The organism is Mycobacterium sp. DL440, from assembly GCF_011745145.1.
Taxonomy (GTDB): domain Bacteria; phylum Actinomycetota; class Actinomycetes; order Mycobacteriales; family Mycobacteriaceae; genus Mycobacterium.
The window spans coordinates 259996-283336 of sequence record NZ_CP050191.1 but is presented as its reverse complement, the minus strand read 5'-3'; the positions used below and the strand labels follow the sequence as shown (position 1 = coordinate 283336).

General features: G+C 66.5%; 22 protein-coding genes and 2 pseudogenes. 9 read left to right on the top strand and 15 right to left on the bottom strand.

Going from position 1 to position 23341, the window contains the following annotated elements:
* Positions 1 to 98: 98 nt before the first annotated feature.
* A complete protein-coding gene (locus tag HBE63_RS01320) occupies positions 99 to 1352 on the top strand; it encodes a cytochrome P450 (RefSeq protein WP_166902615.1) in 1254 nt (417 codons plus the stop codon).
* Here HBE63_RS01320 and HBE63_RS01315 read toward each other — a convergent pair.
* Positions 1337 to 1966, bottom strand: coding sequence for a TetR/AcrR family transcriptional regulator (locus HBE63_RS01315; RefSeq protein WP_166902613.1), 630 nt, complete (start codon positions 1964 to 1966; stop codon positions 1337 to 1339). The genes HBE63_RS01320 and HBE63_RS01315 overlap by 16 nt on opposite strands.
* Positions 1967 to 2051: 85 nt before the next feature.
* Between HBE63_RS01315 and HBE63_RS01310 the strand changes: the two genes are divergently transcribed.
* Positions 2052 to 3683 (top strand): MFS transporter, encoded by a 1632-nt coding sequence (locus tag HBE63_RS01310; RefSeq protein ID WP_166902612.1) that lies wholly within the window; start codon positions 2052 to 2054, stop codon positions 3681 to 3683.
* On the opposite strand, the gene mftG is transcribed toward HBE63_RS01310, so the two are convergent.
* From mftG to mftA, 7 genes are all read right to left on the bottom strand, one after another.
* Positions 3613 to 5031 (bottom strand): mycofactocin system GMC family oxidoreductase MftG, encoded by a 1419-nt coding sequence (gene mftG / locus HBE63_RS01305; protein WP_166902610.1) that lies wholly within the window; start codon positions 5029 to 5031, stop codon positions 3613 to 3615. The genes HBE63_RS01310 and mftG overlap by 71 nt on opposite strands.
* 6 nt (positions 5032 to 5037) lie before the next feature.
* Entirely contained in the window at positions 5038 to 6450 is a 1413-nt protein-coding gene (gene mftF / locus HBE63_RS01300; RefSeq protein WP_166902608.1) for a mycofactocin biosynthesis glycosyltransferase MftF, read from the bottom strand.
* Positions 6447 to 7190: a mycofactocin biosynthesis peptidyl-dipeptidase MftE gene (mftE, locus tag HBE63_RS01295; protein WP_166902606.1), complete on the bottom strand. Its 744-nt coding sequence runs from the start codon at positions 7188 to 7190 to the stop codon at positions 6447 to 6449. The genes mftF and mftE overlap by 4 nt, the downstream gene beginning before the upstream one ends.
* A 133-nt stretch (positions 7191 to 7323) precedes the next feature.
* Positions 7324 to 8514: a pre-mycofactocin synthase MftD gene (gene mftD, locus HBE63_RS01290; RefSeq protein ID WP_166902604.1), complete on the bottom strand. Its 1191-nt coding sequence runs from the start codon at positions 8512 to 8514 to the stop codon at positions 7324 to 7326.
* 3 nt (positions 8515 to 8517) lie between these two features.
* Entirely contained in the window at positions 8518 to 9702 is a 1185-nt protein-coding gene (mftC, locus tag HBE63_RS01285) for a mycofactocin radical SAM maturase (protein WP_208301388.1), read from the bottom strand.
* Between the two features lie 14 nt (positions 9703 to 9716).
* The gene (gene mftB / locus HBE63_RS01280; RefSeq protein WP_166902601.1) at positions 9717 to 10031 is read right to left on the bottom strand and encodes a mycofactocin biosynthesis chaperone MftB; all 315 of its coding nucleotides are present in this window, start codon (positions 10029 to 10031) and stop codon (positions 9717 to 9719) included.
* Between the two features lie 2 nt (positions 10032 to 10033).
* Positions 10034 to 10129 (bottom strand): mycofactocin precursor MftA, encoded by a 96-nt coding sequence (mftA, locus tag HBE63_RS01275; RefSeq protein WP_166902599.1) that lies wholly within the window; start codon positions 10127 to 10129, stop codon positions 10034 to 10036.
* Between the two features lie 105 nt (positions 10130 to 10234).
* Between mftA and mftR the strand changes: the two genes are divergently transcribed.
* From mftR to HBE63_RS01260, 3 genes are all read left to right on the top strand, one after another.
* Positions 10235 to 10840, top strand: coding sequence for a mycofactocin system transcriptional regulator (gene mftR, locus HBE63_RS01270; protein ID WP_166902597.1), 606 nt, complete (start codon positions 10235 to 10237; stop codon positions 10838 to 10840).
* Positions 10841 to 10929: 89 nt separating this feature from the next.
* A complete protein-coding gene (locus tag HBE63_RS01265; protein WP_166902595.1) occupies positions 10930 to 11445 on the top strand; it encodes an RNA polymerase sigma factor in 516 nt (171 codons plus the stop codon).
* Positions 11442 to 12722 carry a VOC family protein gene (locus tag HBE63_RS01260; RefSeq protein WP_208301276.1) on the top strand — a complete coding sequence of 427 codons (1281 nt, stop codon included), beginning with the start codon at positions 11442 to 11444 and terminating at the stop codon, positions 12720 to 12722. The genes HBE63_RS01265 and HBE63_RS01260 overlap by 4 nt, the downstream gene beginning before the upstream one ends.
* 73 nt (positions 12723 to 12795) lie before the next feature.
* On the opposite strand, the gene HBE63_RS01255 is transcribed toward HBE63_RS01260, so the two are convergent.
* Positions 12796 to 13998 carry an NAD(P)/FAD-dependent oxidoreductase gene (locus tag HBE63_RS01255; protein ID WP_371814869.1) on the bottom strand — a complete coding sequence of 401 codons (1203 nt, stop codon included), beginning with the start codon at positions 13996 to 13998 and terminating at the stop codon, positions 12796 to 12798.
* Positions 13999 to 14053: 55 nt separating this feature from the next.
* Positions 14054 to 14500, bottom strand: coding sequence for an Lrp/AsnC family transcriptional regulator (locus tag HBE63_RS01250; protein WP_166902593.1), 447 nt, complete (start codon positions 14498 to 14500; stop codon positions 14054 to 14056).
* 113 nt (positions 14501 to 14613) lie between these two features.
* Here HBE63_RS01250 and ddaH point away from each other — a divergent pair, with 113 nt between their 5' ends.
* The 4 genes and pseudogenes from ddaH (at position 14614) to HBE63_RS01230 (ending at position 19162) form a co-directional block, all read left to right on the top strand.
* Positions 14614 to 15501, top strand: coding sequence for a dimethylargininase (gene ddaH, locus HBE63_RS01245; RefSeq protein ID WP_166902591.1), 888 nt, complete (start codon positions 14614 to 14616; stop codon positions 15499 to 15501).
* Positions 15498 to 16748: an ornithine--oxo-acid transaminase gene (gene rocD, locus HBE63_RS01240; RefSeq protein WP_166902589.1), complete on the top strand. Its 1251-nt coding sequence runs from the start codon at positions 15498 to 15500 to the stop codon at positions 16746 to 16748. Before ddaH ends, rocD begins: the two co-directional genes overlap by 4 nt.
* Before the next feature lie 27 nt (positions 16749 to 16775).
* Positions 16776 to 18284: pseudogene (locus HBE63_RS01235) on the top strand (amino acid permease).
* Positions 18281 to 19162, top strand: a complete 882-nt coding sequence (locus HBE63_RS01230; protein ID WP_166902587.1) for a universal stress protein — start codon at positions 18281 to 18283, stop codon at positions 19160 to 19162. The pseudogene HBE63_RS01235 and the gene HBE63_RS01230 overlap by 4 nt, the downstream one beginning before the upstream one ends.
* Positions 19163 to 19176: 14 nt before the next feature.
* Here HBE63_RS01230 and HBE63_RS01225 read toward each other — a convergent pair whose 3' ends face one another.
* From HBE63_RS01225 to tuf, 5 genes and pseudogenes are all read right to left on the bottom strand, one after another.
* A complete protein-coding gene (locus HBE63_RS01225; protein ID WP_166902586.1) occupies positions 19177 to 20031 on the bottom strand; it encodes a mycofactocin-coupled SDR family oxidoreductase in 855 nt (284 codons plus the stop codon).
* Between the two features lie 65 nt (positions 20032 to 20096).
* Positions 20097 to 20189 (bottom strand): annotated as a pseudogene (locus tag HBE63_RS31235) (arginine deiminase family protein); the annotation flags it as partial.
* Positions 20186 to 21025, bottom strand: coding sequence for an SHOCT domain-containing protein (locus tag HBE63_RS01220; protein ID WP_166902584.1), 840 nt, complete (start codon positions 21023 to 21025; stop codon positions 20186 to 20188). The gene HBE63_RS01220 and the pseudogene HBE63_RS31235, both read right to left, overlap by 4 nt.
* A 56-nt stretch (positions 21026 to 21081) precedes the next feature.
* Positions 21082 to 21927, bottom strand: a complete 846-nt coding sequence (locus HBE63_RS01215; protein ID WP_166902582.1) for a cutinase family protein — start codon at positions 21925 to 21927, stop codon at positions 21082 to 21084.
* 145 nt (positions 21928 to 22072) lie between these two features.
* A complete protein-coding gene (gene tuf, locus HBE63_RS01210) occupies positions 22073 to 23263 on the bottom strand; it encodes an elongation factor Tu (protein ID WP_166902580.1) in 1191 nt (396 codons plus the stop codon).
* Between the last annotated feature and the right edge of the window lie 78 nt (positions 23264 to 23341).

Sequence of the window (23341 nt, the reverse complement as noted above, 5' to 3'; positions counted from 1 at the left end):
GTACGGGGCCGATCGACAAAATCAGCTCCCTTACGTGGCGCCGATCACATATGGTGGGTAATTGACACCCGTCAAATCCCCGGCACTGAGGAGTCTGAATGAGCGCGCCGACGATGGATGACGCCGCGAAGGTGCTCGCCGATCCGACGGCCTACGCCGACGACGCACGCCTGCACTCCGCGCTGACCCATTTGCGCGCCAACAATCCGGTGGCCTGGGTGGACAACCGGCCCTACCGGCCGTTCTGGGCGATCACCAGGCACGCGGACATCATGGCCGTCGAACGGGACAACGAGCTCTTCATCAGCGAGCCGCGGCCGCTCCTGTCCACCGCCGCCGCCGACGATCTGGCCAAACAGCAACTCGAGGCCGGCATGGGCCTGCGCACCCTGATCCACATGGACGATCCCCACCACCGCAAGGTGCGGGCCATCGGCGCAGATTGGTTCCGCCCCAAGGCAATGCGGGCACTCAAGGTTCGCGTCGACGAGCTCGCCAAACGTTATGTCGACAAGATGCGGGATATCGGGCCCGAGTGCGATTTCGTCACCGCCATCGCCGTCGACTTCCCGCTCTACGTGATCATGTCCCTGCTCGGCCTGCCCGAGGAGGACTTCTCGCGCATGCACATGCTCACCCAGGAGATGTTCGGCGGGGACGACGACGAGTACAAGCGTGAGGGCGGCTCGCTGGAGGACCAGCTCGCCGTCCTGATGGACTTCTTCGCCTACTTCTCGACGCTCACCGCGTCGCGCCGCGCGAACCCGACCGAGGACCTGGCATCGGCCATCGCCAACGGCGCCATCGACGGGGAACCGCTGTCCGACGTCGACACCGCGTCGTACTACGTCATCGTCGCCAGCGCCGGCCACGACACCACCAAGGACGCGATCTCCGGCGGACTCCACGCGCTCATCGAGAATCCCGACCAGTTGACCAGGCTGCGGGCACAACCCGAGTTGATGGGCACCGCGGTCGAAGAGATGATCCGGTGGTCCACCCCGGTCAAGGAGTTCATGCGGACCGCCACCGCCGACACCACGGTGCGCGGCGTGCCGATCGCCAAGGGTGAATCCGTCTATCTGGCCTACGTTTCGGGCAACCGTGACGAGGAAGTCTTCGACAACCCGCACCGCTTCGATGTCGGGCGGGATCCGAACAAGCACCTGGCCTTCGGATACGGCGTGCACTTCTGCCTGGGTGCAGCACTGGCCCGGATGGAGATGAACAGCTTGTTCACCGAGTTGCTGAGCCGACTGGACTCCATCGAATTGGCCGGAACACCAGAGCTTTCCGCGACGACGTTCGTCGGCGGGCTCAAGCACCTGCCGGTTCGTTACTCGCTGCGCTGAGCCTGCCCAGACCTTCGGTGGGTGGCCAGGAAGCCATCCACCGCGGCCCGCACGCAGGCGGTGTAGTCGAATTCCGACAGCGTGCTGAGCTTGCCCAACACAATCGGACCCAGCAGCAGCGCGGCGGCCTGCGTGCGATCGACGTCGCCGAGCTCAGCCACAGCCTCGGGGCTGTCGAAGATCGCCTCGAACGGCAGCGCGTACTGCTCGGCCACCCGCTCACGCAGAGTCCGCACCTCGGCGCTGTCGTCCGTCCGCCACGGCAGCTGTTCCATGTCGCCGCCGAGCGCCAACCATGACATCGCGGTGATGCTGATCGGCGCCTCGGCGATCGAGTCGGCCTGCGCCTGAACCAGCGCAATCAGTCGGTCACGCAGCGGCCCGTCCTCCGGCGGCATCGGCGCAGCCGGGATGAGTGCCCGAAATGCCGCGGCGAGCAAGTCATTTCCGCTCGGGAAGTGCCGGTACAGCGTCGCCCTGGCCACATTCGCAGCCCTGGTGACCGCGTCGACCGTCACCGCACTCGGACCACCTGACCGCAACAGCGTCGTCGCCGCCTCGAGCAACCGGGCCCGGGATCGGGCCGGACGCGGGTCACCGCTTTCGGCAGTCATTCGCCAACACCTCCAGAAAACAGACTTACCGTCTCGCTCCAAGACTGTTAGTCTCGAAACTTCATCGATGCAGGAGGTGCCCGGCATGTCTGACACCCTCGTCGATTCTGGCCAGGATATAGATGCGGGCCTGGCATATCTGTCGATCCGGCAGCGGTACTGGCTGCTCGCCGTGGCCTGTATGGACGTCTCCATCGTGATCGCATCGATGGTCGCCCTGAACGCCGCGCTGCCCGACATCGCCCGCGAGACCGCCGCCACCCAAGCCCAACTCACCTGGGTGATCGACGGGTACACCCTGGTGCTGGCCTGCCTGCTGCTGCCCGCCGGTGCGATCGGCGACCGCTACGGCAGGCGCGGCGCCCTACTGACCGGCCTCGCGGTCTTCGTCCTCGCCTCAGCGGCGCCCATGCTGTTCGACGACCCGGTCCAGCTGATCGCGTCCCGTGCCGTGGCCGGGGCCGGCGCTGCCTTCATCATGCCGGCCACCCTGTCCCTGCTGACCGCCGCGTTTCCAAAGTCCGAGCGCAACAAGGCAGTTGGGATCTGGGCCGGCGTCGTCGGATCGGGAGCCGTCTTCGGCTTCCTGATCACCGGCGGGTTGCTGCACTTCTGGTCCTGGCAATCCATCTTCGCGACCTTCGCCCTCGCCGGGGTGGGGTTGTTCGCCCTGACCTGCACCGTGTCCTCCTCCCGGGATGAGGACGCCGCACCGCTGGACTGGATCGGCGCGGCACTGATCGCCGCGGCAGTGGCGATCTTCGTGCTCGGGGTGGTGGAAGCCCCGGTGCGGGGATGGACGCACCCAATGGTATGGGGTTGCATGACCGGCGGAATCGGCCTCGCAATTGCGTTCGCCTTCGTGCAACTCAAACGGCGGCACCCGCTACTCGATGTCCGGCTGTTCAGAAAACCCGACTTCGCCGCCGGCGCAGTGGGCGTGACGTTCCTGTTCTTCGCGAACTTCGGCTACTTCTTCGTCAGCATGCAATACATCCAGCTGGTCATGGGTTACAGCCCGATTCAGACGGCAATCGCCCTGTGTCCATTGATGATTCCCGTACTTCTCCTCGGTGCCACCACGCACCTGTACCTGCCGCGGCTGGGTTTGCGGCTGTGCGTGACGATCGGGCTTCTGGTGATCGCCGCGGGTCTGTTGTGCATGCGACTGCTTCAGCTCGACTCCGGTTACCTCGACTACACCTGGCCACTGCTGATCATCAGCACAGGCATCGGTCTGTGCACTGCGCCAACGACATCGGCCATCATGGGCGCGGTCCCCGACGAGAAACAGGGCGTGGCGTCCGCGGTGAACGACACCACCCGGGAAGTCGGTGCCGCCTTGGGCATCGCGGTGGCCGGGTCCATCCTGGCCGCCCAGTACCAGAATCACTTGGGGCCCAAGCTAACCGGGCTAACCGCCGAGATACGCGATCCCATCCTCAGCTCGCTGGCCGAGGCACTCACCGTGGCCGGGCAACTGGGTCCGCAGGGCGCGACCGTCAGCGGGCTCGCCAAGCAGGCCTTCCTGGACGCGACAAACTCAGCCCTGCTCGTGATGGCGATGGTGCTGGCAGTGGCGGCGGTGTTCGTCGGGATCTGGGCGCCGGGCCGCGACGGTGAGCAGCTCCGGATCGTCCGGCGGCTCAGGTCGCGAGAAACTCCGCAGCCCGATGACCGATCATGGCAATGGTCGCGTGCGGGCCGCGGCTGGTGATGGCCGGCATGATCGACCCATCCACCACCCACAGCCCCTCGACCCCCAACACCCGGCAGGTCGGATCCAGTACCGCCTCAGCCCCCGCCCCCATGGGCGCGGTGCCGGCCAGGTGCTGCGATGTCGACCACGACGCATCACCGACTTCAGCTGTCTGACTGACCAATTCGCGAGCAAGTTCGGCGCCTCGACGCAGTGCGTCCACATCCTCGGGCACGCTGTCATAGCGGTGCTCGATCACCGGCGCCACCTTTGGGTCGGCCGACGCCAACCGGACCCGGCCCCGCGAGTGCGGACGCATCAGCGCCACCCCGAGGTGCGGAAGTTCGGCGGGGTCGTGCCCGGGCCCATGCACCATGGCCGCGAAGCCGGCGGTGTACGGACGTACCTCGATGCCATCGGCAGTGGTGAGCACGGCCTCCAGCGGTGGCAGGTCGTGAGTCGGCGCCCAGGAGACGGGTAGCACCCATTCCGGATGGTCCACGGTGCGCATGCCGACCGGCAGGCCGGAGACCACGTCGATGCCGAGCGCCTCAAGCTCGGCCGGCGGCCCGATACCGGACAGCATCAGCAGGTGTGCCGATCCAATTGCTCCGGAACACAGGATAATTCGATCAGCACTGAGAACCGTACCGTCGTCGCACCGCACTCCGACGGTCCGATTCGCGCGGAACAGCACGCGGCCAACGCGGGTGTCGGTCACCAGCCGGAGATTCGGCCGGCCCAGGGCGGGCTGCAGGTAGGCACCACCCGGCCCAACCCTGTTGCCGCCGTTGATGTTCAGCGGAACGGCACCCACGCCGGGCGGCAGTGGCGCCGCAACGTCCGAGCCATTGAGGTCATCGATCCAGCCGAATCCGGAACTCGTCGCCGCATCCACGAATGATGCTGTGCAACCGTCGAATTCACGTACCCGACGGACGGTTATCGGCCCACCGTCCCCATGCGCGGCGGTGTCGAAATCCAGGTCGGTCTCGATGGCACGGAAGTGCGGCAGCACATCATCCCAGGTCCACCCCGGCACGCCCCACCGATCGAAGTCGGTGGGCAACCCCCGGCAGAAGTAGCCGCCGTTGACCGCCCCGGAACCACCCACCACCGATCCCCGGATGATCTCGGTGTGCCGGGGCGGGTTGTCGGTCAACACCGACGCATAGTGACGGACCACCGAGCTGGCCGCCCCGATCGGCAGCCGCAGGGCATCGGTGATCTGTGCCGCCACCCGCGGATCACTCGGCGCCGGGCCGGCCTCAACGACCGTGACCTGGCAGCTGGGATCGGTGGAAAGCCGTTCAGCCAGAATTGATCCGGCGCTTCCGGCACCGACGATCAGGACGTCGCACTCCAACTCGGGTTAGCTCCGCAGCTGCGGCTTGAGCGCGCCCAGCTGACGTTCCCGCACCACACCGGTCCACAGTCCCATCCCGTAGGCGAGATCGTCCAGACGCTTGAGCAGGATGTGGGTCAGCAGGCCGACGGGTTTGGTGTCGTCGTCGGCATTGCCGCGCCGGGTCGCCCAGTCGACCACGCCGTCGAGCACCGCGGCCACCAGCACCGCGTGTCTGGCCCGCCGGAACATCAGGGCGGCGACCAGGGCGACCGGCCAGTAGTGCCGACAAATCGCCGAGCACAACTGGAGAGCCGCCGACCACAGCCCTCGCGCGGTCACCGCCGCGACCTCGGTGGGTTCGGTATCGACCGTGCTGAGGGACCGTGCGATGCGCCGGCCGGTGAAGATCGCGATCACCACCGAGCCGAGGTATCCGAAACACGACCCCATGGCCAGGAGCAGCCACACCATCAGCGTCCACCCGGAGATCACCACCGGGGCGGTCTTGCCCGGATGCCGGGCGGTCAACGGCGCTGCCGAGGTGCCATAGAAAGCCTTGCGGTTGAACCACTCTCGCAGATCTGTCCGGTGGTCGTGAGCAACCAGCGCGATCGGCTCGTACCGCAGGCGGGCCCCGGATTCGACCAGGCGCCAGCACAGATCGACATCCTCACCGGACTGCATGGTCTCGTCGAACCCGCCCACCCCGGTCAGCGCGGAGCGCCGGCAGATGATGGCCGCACTCGGTACGTAGGACACCGGGCCGTAGGGCACCACCGGCGCCTCCCGCATCCCGAGATCCAACGACGACCGCACGGCCTCGTACCGGGCGACGACGTTGTCGGCGGTGTGCAGCCCGACGATGCGCGGCGCCACCAGCGCCACCGCCGGGTCGCAGAAGTGTCCGAGCAATGCCTCCAGCCACCCCCGCCGCGGCACCACATCCGAGTCGAGGAACGCCACGAAATCGGTCTCCGTCGCGGCCAGGCCCGTGTTGCGGGCGGCCGCCGGGCCGTTGCTACGGAAGTGCCGGAGCACCTGCACATCGCAGTGCATCTCGGCAAATTCTGATTGCGAGACCGGAACCGCCGAGCCGTCGTCGACCACGATCACCCGCAGACCCCGCAACGCCGCGATCAGCCGATGCAGGCCGGATACGTTGTCGCGCACCGGAATAATGACCGTCACGTCACGGTGCGACGGCCCGCTGGGCGGGCGGGGATGCGCGACCGTGGCGTCGAGCAAAGTCCGGGCCAGTTGCGCGCTCTGCGCGTCGTGCACCTCCAGACGGCCGCCGTTGAGCATGGTCTGCGCCGTGGGAGCCAGCTGCAGCAACCGGGTAGGCGACCCGCCGAGTAGGGCCGCGCCGGCCCCGAGCACCTTGACCCGGCGATCCACCTGCACGGCAAAACCGTCGGGCAGCCTCGGTCCGGTCATGTCAGCAATCCGTTCCGGCCCGGCTGCCACCGCCGTATCCGACCAGCGCAGCCGTTGACCATCTCAGCAAAGATACGCTCCCCCTCGGCAGCGGTCGCAGTAGTCGGGTCACCCAGTATCCCGACTTCGCTGACCGCCGCAATCCCGCCCCTCCGCATCGCCGGCATGAGCTCGGCCAGTGGCGCGGTGTTCCCGGGAGTCAGCTCATCGAGCCAGACATCGGCGGGCGAAATATGTAGCAATACAGATGTTTCGGTATGGCCCGCGTGCGCATCGGCGCCCGTGGCGAGGCACGGAACCCAGCCGGCATCGCGGCCCTCCCGGCGCAACAGGGTCACCGCGGCGGCCAGCGCCTCCACATTGCCCCCGTGACCATTGACGAAGACGAGTCGCGAGGCCCAGCTCGACGCCGAACGCCCGTACTCCACCAGCAACGACTGCAATGCGGCGGTACCGATCGATACCGTGCCGGGGAACCCCTCGTGCTCACCGCTGGCGCCGTAGTAGATGGGCGGCGCGACCATCCAGTCGCCGGCCGGCGTGCCGCCGACGTGCTCGAGAACCGCGTGGGCGACGGCGGTGGCGATCCGCGTGTCGGTGTCCAGGGGCAGGTGCGGACCATGTTGCTCGGTAGAGCCCACGGGGATGATCAACATTGGCGACACGCTGCGTAGCTGTCTCGACGTTGAGTTCCCGAGCCCGCTGGGGAACGCCACGTGCCGATCGTAGGCCGAATTCACCTACTGTGCGCCAATTGTTGGAGCACAGGCAGCAATTGATTTGCCTTTGCTTTCCCGACAGCGGCCATGAGCATCACGTACGTCTCTCCTGCCACCCCTGTCACGCCGCACCGCGACGCGCCGCCGGCAACCGTCAGGAGTCGGCGCGCGGGACCCCGAGGGTCCGGGTGAAGCCCTCCGGAACCAGGATGTCGTCCGGCGTCAGGTCGTGGATCGAAGACTTGCCCAACCCGCGCAGCGCCGAGTCGATGCCGCCGCTGAGGATGTCCAGCACGTTCTCGACACCCGCCTGGCCGTTGGCGGCCAGGCCCCACAGATAGGCACGTCCGATCATGACGGCCCGGGCGCCGAGCGCCACGGCCTTGACGACGTCGCTGCCGCGGCGGATCCCGCCGTCCAGCAAAACCTCGACCTGGTCGCCCACCGCATCGGCGATGGCAGGCAGGCAACGGATCGCCGCAGGGGTGCCGTCCAGGTTGTTACCGCCGTGGTTGGACACTGTGATCGCCGAAACACCAGCATCCACAGCACGTTTGGCGTCATCCACGCGGACCATGCCCTTCAGCAGGAACGGTCCGCCCCACTGTTCACGCAGCCAAGCGATGTCCTCCCAGGTCGGAGGCGGCGTGCCCATCCACTGCCCGTAGGCGTCGAAGAACGGCGGACCCGGCTCGCCTCGCCGGCCCTGGTTGGGCACCCGCAGGTCCGGCGGGCGCAGGTGCTTGCCGAAGCTCCACAGCCAGCGCGGCTTGGTGAGCACCTCCGGAGACATCTTGATCATGGTCTTGAGATCCATGCGCTCCGGGATCTTGGGGCTGCCCCAGTCGCGACCGTGGCTGAAGCTGTAGTCGGTCGTGGCGATGAGCCCGACGGCGCCGGCGTCCTTGGCGCGCTGCACGCGCTCGGCGATCTCATCGCGGGACCCGAGCCAGTAGATCTGGAAGAAGATCTTGTCGTTGACGGCGGTGACTTCCTCCATCGGCTTGCTGGCAAACGACGACAGCCCCATGGCCGTGCCGCGTGCCGCAGCAGCCCGGGCCACCGCCACCTCGCCGTCGGGGTCGATCGCCTGCACACCGGTCGGCGAAATGATGACGGGCATCGAAATGTCTTGCCCCATGACGGTCGTCGACATCTCACGCTTCTCGGTCATGCCCACGACGTGCGGGGCAAAACCGAGCTCGGCGAACGACTCCACGTTGTCGGAGACCGTCACGCCCTTCTCGCTGGCAGAGATCAGAGACGAGTAGGCGGACTTGGGGAGCCGTTTCTTCGCACGCTGCTGGGCGATGGCGACGGTCTCGAACCAGGTATCACGGGCCATGGATTACACCGGACTTTCGTTACAGATGCGGGCAGGCGGCGTGGTCAGCAACTTCAGTGCCACCGGGCCCTGCTTGGTACCGCGGGAATGATCACCGCTGGGCTTGGGTTTGACGCGCTCGGTCGCCAGGGCCGTTTCGCCCCAGCCTTCGACGCACTCGGGATCCGGCCCGTCCATCGGCAGACCGGTGAAGAACTTGGCTGCCATGCAGCCACCGCGGCAGGCGTCGTAGTGCCCGCAGCCACTGCAGGCGCCGGCCGACTGCGGCTCCCGAAGCTCGCGGAAGAGCGGGGAGTTCTGCCACACATTCTGAAAGCCGGCCCCAAAACCGGTGTCTTCCAGAATATTTCCGGCCAGGAACTTGTCGTGGATGGCGAACGGGCAGGCGTACACATCGCCCACCGGGTCGATCAGGCACACCACCCGGCCGGCGCCGCACAGGTTCAGCCCGGCCAGTGCGCCGGGCTCGCCCAGCCCCGACAGGTGGAAGAACGAGTCACCGGTCAGCACCCGCTCACCGCGGGCGACCAGCCAGTTGTACAGCTGGCGCTGCTGGTCCGGGGTGGGGTGCAACTCGTCCCAGACATCGGCGCCGCGGCCCGACGGGCGCAGCCGGGTGATCCGCAGCGTGGCACCGTAGCGGTCGGCGAGCGCCTTGAACTCGTCGAGCTGGTCGACGTTGTGGCGGGTGACCACCACCGAGATCTTGGCATCGGAAAAGCCCGCGGCGGCAAGGTTTTCCAGCGCGCGCACCGCCATGTCGAACGAGCCCTTACCGCGCACCGCGTCGTTGACCTCGGCGTTGGCACCATCCAGGGAGATCTGCACGTCGACGTAGTCGCTGGCAGCGAGTTTCGCGGCCACCTCGGGCGTGATGCGCACCCCGTTGGTGGAGAACTTGACTCCGACGTGATGCTCGGTTGCGTAATCGACCAGTTCCCAGAAGTCCGGGCGCACAGTCGGTTCCCCGCCGCCGATGTTCACGTAGAACACCTGCATGCGTTCGAGCTCGTCGATGATGTCTTTGCACTGCTCGGTGGACAGCTCGCGCGGATCGCGCTTACCCGACGAGGACAGGCAGTGCACGCACGCCAAATTGCAGGCGTAGGTGAGCTCCCAGGTCAGGCAGATCGGGGCATCGAGTCCGTGTTCGAACTGCTCGACGAGCCTTGGCACGGGCGTGCGCACGGGCGCAACAGAAGTCATTGTGGATTCCCAGGGATGAGCATCTTCGAGGACACCAGCACACTCAGCGCGTGCAGGTAAGGGCCTTGGTCGGAGTCGGCGATACCGACCGCGCGACACGCGGACCGGGCGTCGGGGTGATCAGCCAGTGAGTTGACCACCTCGACGACCGTCCGGTTCTTCAGAAACGACAGCTTGCGGGTTCCGAAGTGATACAGCAGGGCACCGAACGGCTCCGGCCGCACCGCCACCTGGTGGTGTAACCGCCAGCTGACATTCGGGTCGAATACGACGCCGGTGCGCCCGGCCGTATCGGCAGCCTGTGTGGACACCGTCAGTAAACCCCGCACATACCGTCGATCGAGACCTCTTCGACGAGCGTCTCGGTGGCGAGCTGGGTTTCGGTCTCAGCCTGCGGGTTCTGATCCATGAATCGCACCTTTCTTCCAACTGTTCGGAGTAACTGTGGGTCTCGACAATTGTGACCTGAGTCGCAAGAATATGGCATCGAGTGCACAAATGGAAGGGCGGGTTTATGCGGCAGGCATCCGGGCCCCGTGTCGGTCGGCGCCCGTCCACCACGCAGGACCACATCACCGACGTCGCGCTGGCGCTGTTCGCCACCCGCGGATTCGACGAGGTCAGTGTCGACGACGTGGCCAAAGCCGCCGGCATCGCGCGACGCACACTGTTCCGCTACTACGCCTCCAAGAACGCCATCCCCTGGGGAGACTTCGACGCCCACCTGCAACACCTGCGTGACCTGCTCGACGCACTGAGCACCGAGATCCCGCTGGCCGAAGCACTGCGCCAAGCTCTGCTGTCGTTCAACACCTACGACGCCCAGGAGATGGCCCAACACCGCCGACGCATGCGTGTCATCTTGGAAACCGCGGGGCTGCAGGCATATTCGATGACGATGTATGCCGGCTGGCGTGAGGTCATTGCCACCTACGTGGCACACCGCATCGGCACGACACCCGGCGACCTGATGCCGCAGACCGTCGGATGGCTGATGCTCGGCGTCGCGCTGTCGGCCTATGAGCACTGGCTTGCCGATGAGTCCGTCGCGCTGGCAGACGCCATCGCCCGGGCCTTCGAAGTGGCACGCCCCGGCGTGGAGGCCCTGGCCCCGCGGTAGCCAACCGCTGACCGGCGCAAATGACCTTCCGGCGAAAATTCTTTACACAACCCCGTCGGAGTTCGGTGCCCGGCGGCGACGATAAGGGTGTGAGCGCCGAAACAGACGCTTCGCGGGCGCTGCTGAGGTGCTACGACGAGGCCCTGCCGGCGGTGTACGGCTACTTCGTACGCCGCTGCGGCGACCGCGGAACCGCCGAGGACCTGACGTCGGAGACGTTCCTGGCCGCCATGGACGCGGCCCGCAAACCGTCGCCGCCGCCGATCTCGGTGCCCTGGCTGATCGGGGTGGCCAGGCACAAACTCGCCGACCACTACCGCCGTCGGCACGACCGCTTCACCGTGCCGGTAGCCGAACTGCCCGAACCGGTGGATCCGGCCGACAACTGGGACGCCGAACTGGATCGCATTGTCGCCGAAGCGGTTTTGGCCCGCCTGCCCGAACATCACCGCACCGTGCTCGCACTGCGCTACCTCGACGACTGCTCGGTGGGTGAATGCGCCGCGCTGATCGGGCGCACGGTGCATGCCACCGAGGCCCTGCTGGTCCGGGCCCGCCGGGCCTTCAGAGCCCAGTACCCCACACCGGAGGGAGGGATGTCGTGATCAACAGCCACGATCCGTTGGCCGTGCTGAGCGGCGACGACCAACCGGTCTCCCCCGATCCGGCGTTCGCAGCCCGCCTGCGCGCGCGGCTGGAATCGGCGCTCACCCTTCCCGACCGCACCCAAGGAGTTGACATGAGTGGAACCGAAACCGCTATCGCCGAGCTGAACCAGCCCACAGCTGCTCCAGCTCCCACCCGCTCGGCCGTGCTGGCATACCTGGCCGTGCCCGATGCCCGGGCCGCGATCGCCTGGTACATCGACGCGCTGGGCGCCCAACAGGTCGGCGAGCCGATCGTGATGGACGACGGCCGCATCGGCCACGCCGAGCTCGCGGTCGCCGGCGGCGTGTTCTACCTGGCCGACGAGTATCCCGAGCTCGGCTTGAAAGCGCCGTTACCACAAGCGAACTCGGTGAGCCTGATGCTGCATGTCCCCGACACCGACGCCACACTTGAGCGGGCCCGCACACTGGGCGCGCACGTCCAGCGGGAACCGTACGAGAACTACGGCACCCGCAACGCCGCGATCATCGACCCGTCGGGCCATCGCTGGATGCTGTCCGGGCCGGTCACCGGGGCCGCTGTGCCCATCCAGCACGGCGACGTCGGATACGTCTCAGTGTGGGTCCCCGACGCCGAGCGCGCCGCGACCTTCTACGGCCATGTGTTGGGCTGGACCTACGACCCCGCCACCCACTCGGTCACCAACACCCGACAGCCCATCGGCATCTTCGCCGTCGCCGGTCCGGCGACACTGTTCTGCTGCTACGCGGTCACCGATCTGGATGGGGCCCGCCAGGCGATCCTGGCCGGCGGCGGACAGGTCGACGATGAGCAGGAGTTCGACTTCGGTACCGTGCTGGGCGCCAGCGATCCGGACGGCGCATCATTCGCGGTGTTCCTGCCCGCACTGGGTACACCCAGACCAGACCTGAATGGTGCAGGGCCAGGCGAGCTTTCATACCTCACCTACGAGGTGCCCGACTCGACGGCGTTCAAGGAGTTCTACAGCCGAGTGTTCTTCTGGACCTTCGAACCCGGCCGGGTCAGCGACGGCTGGGGTGTGCAGGGCAGTCAGCCGATGTCGGGGATGGCCGGCGGCGCCGCCAGGGCCAGCACTGTGCCGATGTGGACGGTCGCCGATATCGACGCCGCAGTCACCCGGGTCAGCGAGGCCGGCGGCACCGTGCTGCAGCAGCCGTCACGACAGCCGTACGGATTGATGGCCGAGTGCACCGACGACCAGGGCGGCCGGTTCTACCTCGGCCAGTTCTGACGGCCAGCAGACGCGCAGGTACCCGCCAACGCGCGTGTTTTCGGGTACCTGCGCGTCTGCTCGCGAGGAAAAGTCAGCCCAGGACGTCGGAGATGGGAGCGCCTGCGGCGATCTTGCCGCGGGCCTTCATCACCTTGCCGGGCATGCCGCCGCCGACCACACCGACCACGACGCCGTCGCGCTCGTAGTAGGCCAGGAACTTGCGGCCGTCGTCCTCCACCACGTGCACGACATCGTCGGCCTCGGGCTCACCCAGGCACTGGATCTTGACGTCGTACTGATCGCTCCAGAAGTACGGCACCGACACCACGGGCGAGGCCTCCTGGCCCAGGATCGCCGGCACCATGGCCCGCGCCTGATCGGCAACGTTGCTCCAATGCTCAACGCGCGCTTGATCACCCACGTGATCGCGCCACGACGCGACATCGCCGATGGCCCACACGCCTGCGGCACTGGACCGGCCGACCTCGTCGCACACCACGCCGTTTTCGAGCTCGATACCGCTGCCGTCGAGCCACTCGACCGCCGGGTGCGAACCGATACCGACGACCACCAGATCAGCGTCGAGCTCAGTGCCGTCACCCAGCACCACCTGCTCGACCTTGTCGGCACCGCGAACTTCGCTCACCCCGACACCGCAGCGCACGTCGACGCCTTCAGCCTGATGCAACCGGGTCACCAACGCACCGATCTGCTCACCCAGCACGGAGGCCAGCGGTGTCGGCTGCGGCTCCACCAGCGCCACCTCGACACCCAGCTTGCGCAGGCTCGCGGCCACCTCGCAGCCGATGAAGCCGGCTCCGACCACCACGGCGCGCCGGGCGTTCCCGGCGTGCTCCCGCAGCGCCATGCTCTCGTCGTAGTTGCGCAGCACGTGGATTCCGGCCAGGTCGCCGAAGGAGCGGATGCGCTTGGGCACCAGCCCGGTCGCGATGATCAGCTCGTCGTAGTTGACGTCGCTGCCGTCGGCCAGCTTCAGCGTCTTGGCGGCGGTGTCCACCGACTGCGCTGCGGAGCCCAGCCGCAGCGTGATGTTGTTCTCGGCGTAGAACTCGGCCGGCTTGAGGGTGACGTCGTCCGTCTCGGCGCGCAGCACTTCCTTGGACAGCGGCGGCCGATCGTAGGGCAGATGGTCCTCGTCGCTGACGATGGTGATGGGCCCGGCGTACTCCGACCGGCGCAGCTGTTCGGCCGTCCGGGCCGCAGCCAAGCCGCCGCCGACGATGACGATGCCCGCCGCTGATCCCGTTGAAGTAGTCACGTGGGGTTTGTACACGATCCCGGTTAAGCGTTGTGCGTCACCCTATGTTTGCGCAGGCCGCCGGCTCACATCAGGACCGACCCCGCTCGATGACGTTCGTGAGCACCACGATGCTCTCACTGCGTTCGATACGCGCCGTCGATCGGATGCGTTCCAGCGCCTCCTCGAGGTGGCGCATGTCGCGCGCCAGCACATGCAGGATGGCGTCGGCGGTGCCGGTTACCGTTGCTGCACTGACCACCTCGGGGATGTCGATCCAGGCTGCGCGCAACTGATCCGGGGCGATGGTGCCCTGGCAGTACACCTGCACGTATGCCTCGGTGTTCCAGCCGAGGACATTGCGGTCGACCACGGTGGTGAAGCCCCGGATCACCCCGTCGGCGACCATGCGGTCCACCCGCCGCTTGACCGCGGGCGCCGACAGATTCACCCGCTGCCCGATCTCGGCGAATGTCGCCCTGGCGTGCTCGGTGAGTTCGGCCAGAATCCGCTCGTCGGTCTCGTCCAGACGTTCCACATCGACCTCCACACAACAAACCGCTGTCAATACACAATTTCTGCAATATATCCCTGCATATCACGCAACAAGAAGTGATTGATTGCGCCAGCCGCACTTCATATCGTCGATTCATGACGATTTTCGACGAAGTCGTGCACGACACCGTGCCCCAAACGGGCGGGGCGGTAGCGCCCGCACGGACCGCGGTGCCACCCGCGCGGACCGCAACCAACCGCCACTACGCCATGACCGCCCCGCAGTACTTCACCGTCGAATACGCCATCAACCCCTGGATGGACACCGCCGCCCCCGTCGATACCGCGCGCGCACTGTCGCAGTGGGACGCGCTGCGCCGGGTGTACGCCGACCTGGGCCACACCGTCGACCTGGTGACCCCGCGCACCGGTCTGCCCGACATGGTCTACGCCGCCAACGGCGGTTTCCTGATCGGGGACACCGCCGTGGTGGCTCGCTTCGCCTACCCGCAGCGCGCCGGCGAGGCGGACGCCTACGCCGAGTGGATGACCGCGGCCGGCTACCGGACGGTGTTCACCGACCATGTCAACGAGGGCCAGGGCGATCTGCTGCTCGTCGGGTCAATCCTGTTGGCCGGATACGGTTTTCGCACCGATCGGCGCGCCCATGCCGAGATCGCGGACGCCACCGGCCTGGACGTGATCAGCCTGGAACTCGTCGACCCGCGCTTCTATCACCTCGACACCGCGTTGGCCGTGCTCGACGATTCGACCATCGCCTACTACCCCCCGGCGTTCAGCGCCGATGCCCGAAAGCGTCTGACCGAGCTGTTCGGCGACGCCATCGAAGCGGGCTCCGCCGACGCCTTTGTCCTCGGCCTCAATGTGGTGTCCGACGGCCGGCACGTCGTGATGCCTGCCGCCGCCACGGGATTCGCCGACCAGCTGCGCCGGGCCGGCTTCGAGCCGATCGGCGTCGACCTGTCCGAACTCCTCAAAGGCGGCGGATCCGTCAAATGCTGCACGCTGGAGCGGTATCGATGACCATCGTGGACAGTGTGGACAGCCAGGCCACCCCGGACCCCGAGACTGCCGCCGCGATCGCGCTCGACGATCGCTATGTCGCCCACAACTACTCACCGCTGCCGGTGGTCGCCGAAAGCGCCGAAGGAGCCTGGATCACCGATGTGACGGGCCGCCGCTACCTCGATTGCCTGGCCGCCTATTCGGCGGTCAACTTCGGCCACCGCAATCCCGAGGTCATGGCCGCCGCACACGCCCAACTGGACCGGTTGACCCTGGTGAGCCGAGCCTTTCACTCCGACCGACTCGGCCCGTTCGCCGAGGCGCTGGCCGAATTGTGCGGCAAAGACATGGTGCTGCCGATGAACAGCGGCGCCGAGGCCGTGGAGAGCAGTATCAAGGTGGCCCGCAAATGGGCCACGGACGTAAAAGGCGTGAAGTCCAACAGCTCCAATATTGTGGTAGCGCACAACAACTTCCATGGTCGTACCACCACGATCATCAGTTTCTCCGACGACGACACCGCGCGCCGCGGCTTCGGCCCCTACACACCCGGATTCCGCTCGGTGCCCTTCGGCGACCATCGGGCACTGGCCGAGGCGGTCGATGAGAACACGGCGGCGGTACTGATCGAGCCCATCCAGGGTGAGGCAGGCATCATCGTCCCGCCCGCCGACTACCTGCCCCGGGTCCGCGACATCTGCAGCCGCAACAACGTGCTGATGATCGCCGACGAGATCCAGTCCGGCCTGGCCCGTACCGGCCGCACCTTCGCGTGCGAACACTGGGATGTGGTTCCCGACGTGTATCTGCTCGGCAAGGCTCTGGGCGGTGGTGTGGTGCCGCTGTCCGCGGTAGTGGCCGACCGCAATGTCCTCGGCGTGCTGCACCCGGGCGAGCACGGCTCCACCTTCGGCGGCAATCCATTGGCGGCAGCCATCGGCACCACCGTGGTGGGCATGTTGCGTCGCGGCGAATTTCAGCTGCGCTCAAGCGAACTCGGTACCCATCTACACGAACGGCTGAGGGGTCTGACCGGGCGCGGGGTGACGGCCGTGCGGGGTATGGGTCTGTGGGCCGGAGTGGACATCGACCCTGACCTCGGCACCGGCAAGCAATTCGGTCTGGCATTGGCCGAACGCGGTGTGCTGGTGAAAGACACCCACGGCTCGACCCTGCGATTCGCCCCGCCTCTGGTGGTGACCTCCCACGAGCTCGACTGGGCCGTTGACCAATTCGCCGACACCCTGGCCGAGGCGCGCCGATAATCGGTTGACCGGCAGCAAGGAGACACCATGTCCGCCCCAGCCAACAACCTGACCAGCCAGATGTTGCGGCGCAGGCCGGTCATCGGAGCACCGGTCGCCCACGGCGCGTCGGACCACCTCCGGCGAAGTATCGGTACGTTCCAGCTGACCATGTTCGGTGTCGGCGCCACGGTCGGCACCGGCATCTTCATCGTGCTGCAGCAGGCAGTTCCCAAAGCCGGTCCCGCAGTACTGGTGTCGTTCATGGTGGCCGGTATCGCCGCCGGGTTGTCTGCGATCTGCTATGCAGAAATGGCTGCGACCGTACCCGTTTCGGGCTCCACTTACTCCTACGCATACACCACCATGGGCGAATTCATCGCGATGGGCGTCGCCGCCTGCCTGCTACTCGAATACGGTGTCTCGATGTCGGCCACCGCGGTCGGCTGGAGTGGCTACCTCAACAAGCTGCTGGAGAACCTGTTCGGTTGGCGCTTGCCGCACGCCCTGTCGGCGGCCCCGTGGGGCGATGACCCGGGCATCATCAACCTGCCCGCGACGGTCCTGATCGTCATGTGTGCACTGCTGCTGATCCGCGGTGCCAGCGAGTCCGCCGCGGTCAACACCGTCATGGTGATCCTGAAACTGTGTGTACTCGGCATGTTCGTGGCCATCGCGCTCACCGCGTTCACCACCGATCACTTCGCCGGATTCTGGGACAAGGGATTCACCGGCATCACCGCCGCGGCCAGCACCATCTTCTTCACGTTCATCGGCCTGGACGCGGTGTCCACCGCGGGCGACGAGGTGAAGAATCCGCAGAAGACCATGCCGCGGGCAATTCTCGGCGCACTGATCGTCGTCACCAGCATCTACATCCTGGTCGCGTTCGCCGGTCTGGGCACCCAATCCGCTGACGAGTTCGGTTCCGATGCGCAATCCGAGGCCGGACTGTCGGTGATGCTCACCAACATCCTGCACGGCCAGACCTGGGCCAGCACCGTCCTGGCCATGGGCGCGGTCATCTCGATCTTCTCGGTCACGCTCGTGGTGATGTACGGCCAGACCCGCATCCTGTTCGCGATGGGACGCGACGGGCTGCTGCCGCCGATGTTTGCAAAGGTGAACCCGCGCACCATGACTCCGGTGAACAACACCATCGTCGTGGCCGCGGTGACCGGCACCCTCGCCGGGTTGGTGCCGCTGGACTATCTGTGGGATCTGGTGTCGATCGGCACCCTGGTGGCATTCATCGTGGTGTCCATCGGCGTGATCATCCTGCGGGTGCGTGAGCCGGACCTCCCGCGCGCGTTCAAGGTTCCCGGCTACCCGGTGACACCGGTCCTTTCAGTGCTGGCCTGCCTGTTCGTCCTCTACGGCCTGCCGCACATCACCTGGCTGTGATTCAGCATCTGGGTCGCCGTCGTCCTGGCGTTCTATCTCCTGTGGAGCCGACATCACAGCGCCCTCAACGACGGTGGCGACGGCTACATACCGGGGGCGGCAGCCGGTGAGGACGACGTGATGATCACCCCCGGAGCCGGGGAAACCCGATGACCGTCGTCGTCGGATATCTGGCCGGCAAAGGTGGGGCGGCCGCACTGCACCTCGGGGTCGGCGCAGCCCGGACCCTGCACACCTCGCTGGCGGTGGCCACCGTCGTCCCGCGTCCGTGGCTCAACCCGTCACCCGCCCGCGTCGACGCCGAATACGCCGAGTACGCAGCACAATTGGCAGCATCCTCGGCCGAGCAGGCACGGCAGCACGTGACCGCGCTGGACCAGCGTCTCGATGTCAGCTTCCACAAGTTCGCGCACCGCTCCGTCTCCGGCGGACTACTCGAGGCCGTCGGCGCTCTCGACGCCGAACTACTCGTCCTCGGCTCCGCGTCGGAGGGCCAACTGGGCCAGGTGGTGGTGGGCTCGACCGCCGATCGGCTGCTGCACTCCTGCCCGGTTCCGCTGGCGATCAGCCCGCGCGGTTATCGGCGGCCGAAATCCGGTGCACTGGCGCGTATCACGTGCGCTTACCCCGGCTCCTCCGAAGCGGTGGCCGTGGTTGAGCAGGTGGCCGACCTGAGCCGACGTCTGGACACCCCGATGCGGGTGGTCACATTCGCAGTACGGGGACGCAACATGTACCCACCGACCGTCGGGCTGCACGCCGAGGACGCGATCCTGCAGGAGTCGGCGAAACAGGCCCAACAGGCGCTGATCCGCCTGAAGGACGACAGAGTCATCCGCGACGAGGTGGATCTGCAAGTCGTCACCGGCAACGACTGGCGCGACGCGATCGACGCCATCGACTGGCTCGGGGGTGAGATCCTGGCGATCGGAACCTCGCCCGGCGGCACGGTGGCCCGGGTTTTCCTGGGCTCACATGGATCGAAGATCCTGCGGCACAGCCCGGTTCCGGTTCTCGTCCTCCCCGGCTGACCGCCTCGGAACCGTCAGTACTTGAGCACACCTCGGTCGACAGCGATCTGGCTGCCCGACAGGGTGGCCGAGTTGTCACCGGCCAGGAACGCCACCACGTCGGAAACCTCCTCGGGCGCCATGAACGCCGCGAGTCCCTCGTTCTTGCCGTCGGTCACCTTGTGATACGGCATCGGGGCGAAACTGTGCAGATAGCTCGGGAACTTGGCGAAGATCTCGGCCATTGCCTCCGGCTCGATCATCGGAGTGTCGATCGAGTACGGATGGATCGAGTTGACCCGAATTCCGAACTCCCCCACCTCAAGTGCTAGGGCGTTGGTCAACGCGACCAGTCCGTGCTTCGAGGCAGAGTAGTGGCCGTTGCCCGGCGTGGCCTTGAGCCCGGCCGAGGAGCTGACGATGATGATCGAGCCGCCGTTGCCGGCCTCGATCATGGCGGGCACCGCGGCCCGGATGGTCCGCCACGTGCCGTTGAGGTTGACGTCGATGATGGTGTCGAACTGCTCGGGCGACATCTCGAACAGCCGTCCCCAGCTGAGCACCCCGGCATTGGCGACCACGATGTCGAGCCGGCCGAACTGCTCGACGCCGTCAGCCACCACCTGTTGCTGGGCGGCCAGATCGCGGACGTCGACCTCACGCGCCAGCACTTTGCGGCCCGCGGCCTCCACGGCGGCGACGGTTTCGGCCAGATCCTCCGATGTCGCGGCCGGATAGGTGATCGTGGCGTCGACCGGGCGGCAGACATCGATCGCGATGATGTCGGCACCCTCGTTGGCCAACCGCACCGCGTGCGCGCGGCCCTGGCCGCGTGCAGCGCCGGTGACGAATGCCACCCGACCTTCCAGTGTTGCGTTACCTGCCGCCATGCCAGGGTCCTTTCAGTGAGTCTGGCCACAGGCTAACAGCAGAAGTAGAACGTGTTCCTGGGCTCCTACCACTCAATGGGATCACGGATGATCGGGCAGGTCATGCAGTACCCGCCACCTCGGCCGCGGCCCAGCTCAGCACCGACGATCGTGATCAGAGATCGGCGATGATCTGCTGTCGTTTCGCCGTGTACTCGTCGTCGCTGATGGCCCCCGTCGCACGCAGCGTCTCCAGTTCCTGAAGGCGTTGCGCGGTCGAGGGCGCCGGAGGCGCAAGGAAGGACCCCGGCGCCGCAGCCGGTGTGGTTGCCGGCGTAGCCGACGCTTCCTGCTGTGCGGTCGCTCGCCGCACCACGGCCTGGACCTGCTCACGCACCGCAGGATTGCCCCGCAGGTCGACCATGTTGTTGATACCGATGCCGTTGGCCTTGAGGATCTGCAGGATCTCCATCAGCGGGCCGGACTGACCGGTCAGGTCGTAGGTCTTGTTCTCCTCGGCGAGGGCGAACGTCGCCGGCATCAGACCGCTGACCAGACTGCTTCTCTCCCAATCGATCCGGTACTCGTTGGTGGTCGGGTCGACCAGCGCGACCAATTTGCGGTTGGTGATCATCGGAAGCCGCGACACCGAGGCCAGCACCCGGTCCTGACTGGCGAACGGCGCGATGCCGGGTCCCGAGATCTGCAGATCCAACTTCACCAACGGCTGCTCGTTGATGCGGGTGTTGGTCTCGTGGATACCGGTGACCTGGGCCAGGGCCAATACGCCCACCTGTTCGAGTTTCTGGTTCTGCGCCGCCGATTTCGACCCGGCGGCCGTGATCCCGAGCGCGATCAAGATGTCGATGGCGGTGATCAGCAGACCCATCCAGAACATCCACTTCATCATCGGATCGGCTCCGGAGACGAAGTAGATGACCAGAAAGATCGGGCCGACGATGCCACACATCAACACGAAGGCCTGTATGCGCACGTACCGCCAGAATGTGGCCATCGCAGGCTCCTGTCGTCGGTTGGGCGCCATCAGATTAGCGCCCAGGACCGCCCAGGTCAGGAGTGAACGACACCATCCGTCGCGCCGCCCACCGGCACGGTCTGCTGCTGCATCGGCGACGGGCCCAGCATCCGGTACAACGGCCAGGTCCACCGATACCCGCCGCCACTCGAGCGGGCGTAGCTGGTGTGCACCGCGATCGCGGTCGCGGTCACCTCATCGGCATCTTCGTCGGAGTCGCAGACCGCATCGCCACGATCGCACACGCTGATCGTGCGACTGCCGACTGACGGCGACAGGGGTGCGGGGGCGTGGGCCAGGATCGGCCAGTCCTGCGCGACGCCCTTCGTGGTGCTGCTCGCCGCCGTGGCCGTACCCAGGTTGACGGTGGGATCGGCGGGCAAGCGGTCACCGTCGGCGACCAACAGCGCAGCAGCCAGATTGGGGCTGCCCTCCAACGCGGCCAGATTGCGGTGGACCACCATCGCGCCCTGCGAATAGCCGGCCAGAACGACCTCGCTGGACGGGCACTGCTGGGTGAACGCCGCGTACTGATTCCCCAATGCCGCCACCCCGGCGTCGACACTGCTCATGAAGCCGCCCCAGCCCAGCAGATCGCCGTCCGCGGGCACCGGTGCAGCTGGGTAGGCCACCGCTTCGGCCGTCATCGTCCGACCGTCCTGCTGCACCCACACCGACAGATCACGCAGGGAGTTGTAGACCACCCGGCCCATACCGGCATCAGCCGTCGGATCGTCACGCTCACCCGAACCGGCGACGCCGATCCAGTGCACGTCCGGGCAACCCGGCGCAGCCTGTGCCGCGCCTGCCGCAAATCCGGCCGCCGTGGCGGCCAGGACCGCTGCCGACGCCACTGCCCAGATCCGTCGCACTCGTGTCATGTTCGTGCCCCCAACCCCGTAGCTCACCTATGCAATAAAGATCGGCTCAGCTGTCACAGGCGTTACACCACGCTCAGCAAACACGCCGAAAAGCAAAAGCGGCGCCCACCCGAAGGTGAGCGCCGCTCTCGTTTGCGTCTTTAGATCACTTGATGATCTTGGTAACGCGGCCGGCGCCGACGGTACGGCCGCCCTCGCGGATCGCGAAGCGCAGGCCCTCGTCCATGGCGACGGGCTGGATCAGCACAACGGAGATGTCGGTGTTGTCACCGGGCATCACCATCTCGGTGCCCTCGGGCAGGGTAACCACGCCGGTCACATCCGTGGTGCGGAAGTAGAACTGCGGACGGTAGTTGTTGAAGAACGGCGTGTGGCGGCCGCCCTCGTCCTTGGACAGGATGTAGACGCTGCCCTCGAACTCGGTGTGCGGGGTGGTGGTGCCGGGCTTGACCACGACCTGGCCACGCTCGACGTCCTCGCGCTTGATGCCACGAACCAGCAGACCGACGTTGTCGCCCGCCTGGCCCTGGTCGAGCAGCTTGCGGAACATCTCCACACCGGTGACGGTGGTCTTGGTCGTGGTCGGCTTGATGCCGACGATCTCGACCTCTTCGTTGACGTTGATCACGCCACGCTCGACGCGACCGGTCACCACGGTGCCACGACCGGTGATGGTGAAGACGTCCTCGACGGGCATCAGGAACGGCTTGTCGGTCTCGCGAACCGGATCCGGGATCGACTCGTCGACCGCCTCCATCAGGTCCTCAACCGACTTGACCCACTTGGGGTCGCCTTCGAGAGCCTTGAGCGCCGACACCTTGATGACCGGGGCGTCCTCGTCGAATTCCTGGGCGGCCAGCAGTTCGCGGACCTCCATCTCGACGAGCTCGATGAGCTCCTCGTCCTCAACCATGTCGGCCTTGTTCAGCGCGACCAGGATGTAGGGCACACCCACCTGGCGGGCCAGCAGCACGTGCTCGCGAGTCTGCGGCATCGGACCATCGGTGGCCGCGACCACCAGGATCGCGCCGTCCATCTGGGCGGCACCGGTGATCATGTTCTTGATGTAGTCCGCGTGGCCGGGGGCGTCCACGTGGGCGTAGTGCCGCTTCTCGGTCTGGTACTCCACGTGGGAGATGTTGATCGTGATGCCGCGCTGACGCTCTTCAGGCGCATTGTCGATCTGGTCGAATGCGCGCGACTCGTTCAACGCCGGGTACTTGTCGTGCAGAACCTTGGTGATTGCTGCAGTAAGCGTGGTCTTGCCGTGGTCAACGTGACCGATGGTCCCGATGTTGACGTGCGGCTTCGTCCGCTCGAACTTCGCCTTCGCCACTGTGGTGTCCTCCTGGACTTGTTGGTGCTTTGGTTAAAGCAATGATGATGTGTTCAGTTGTGTGCCGCGACATTTGCC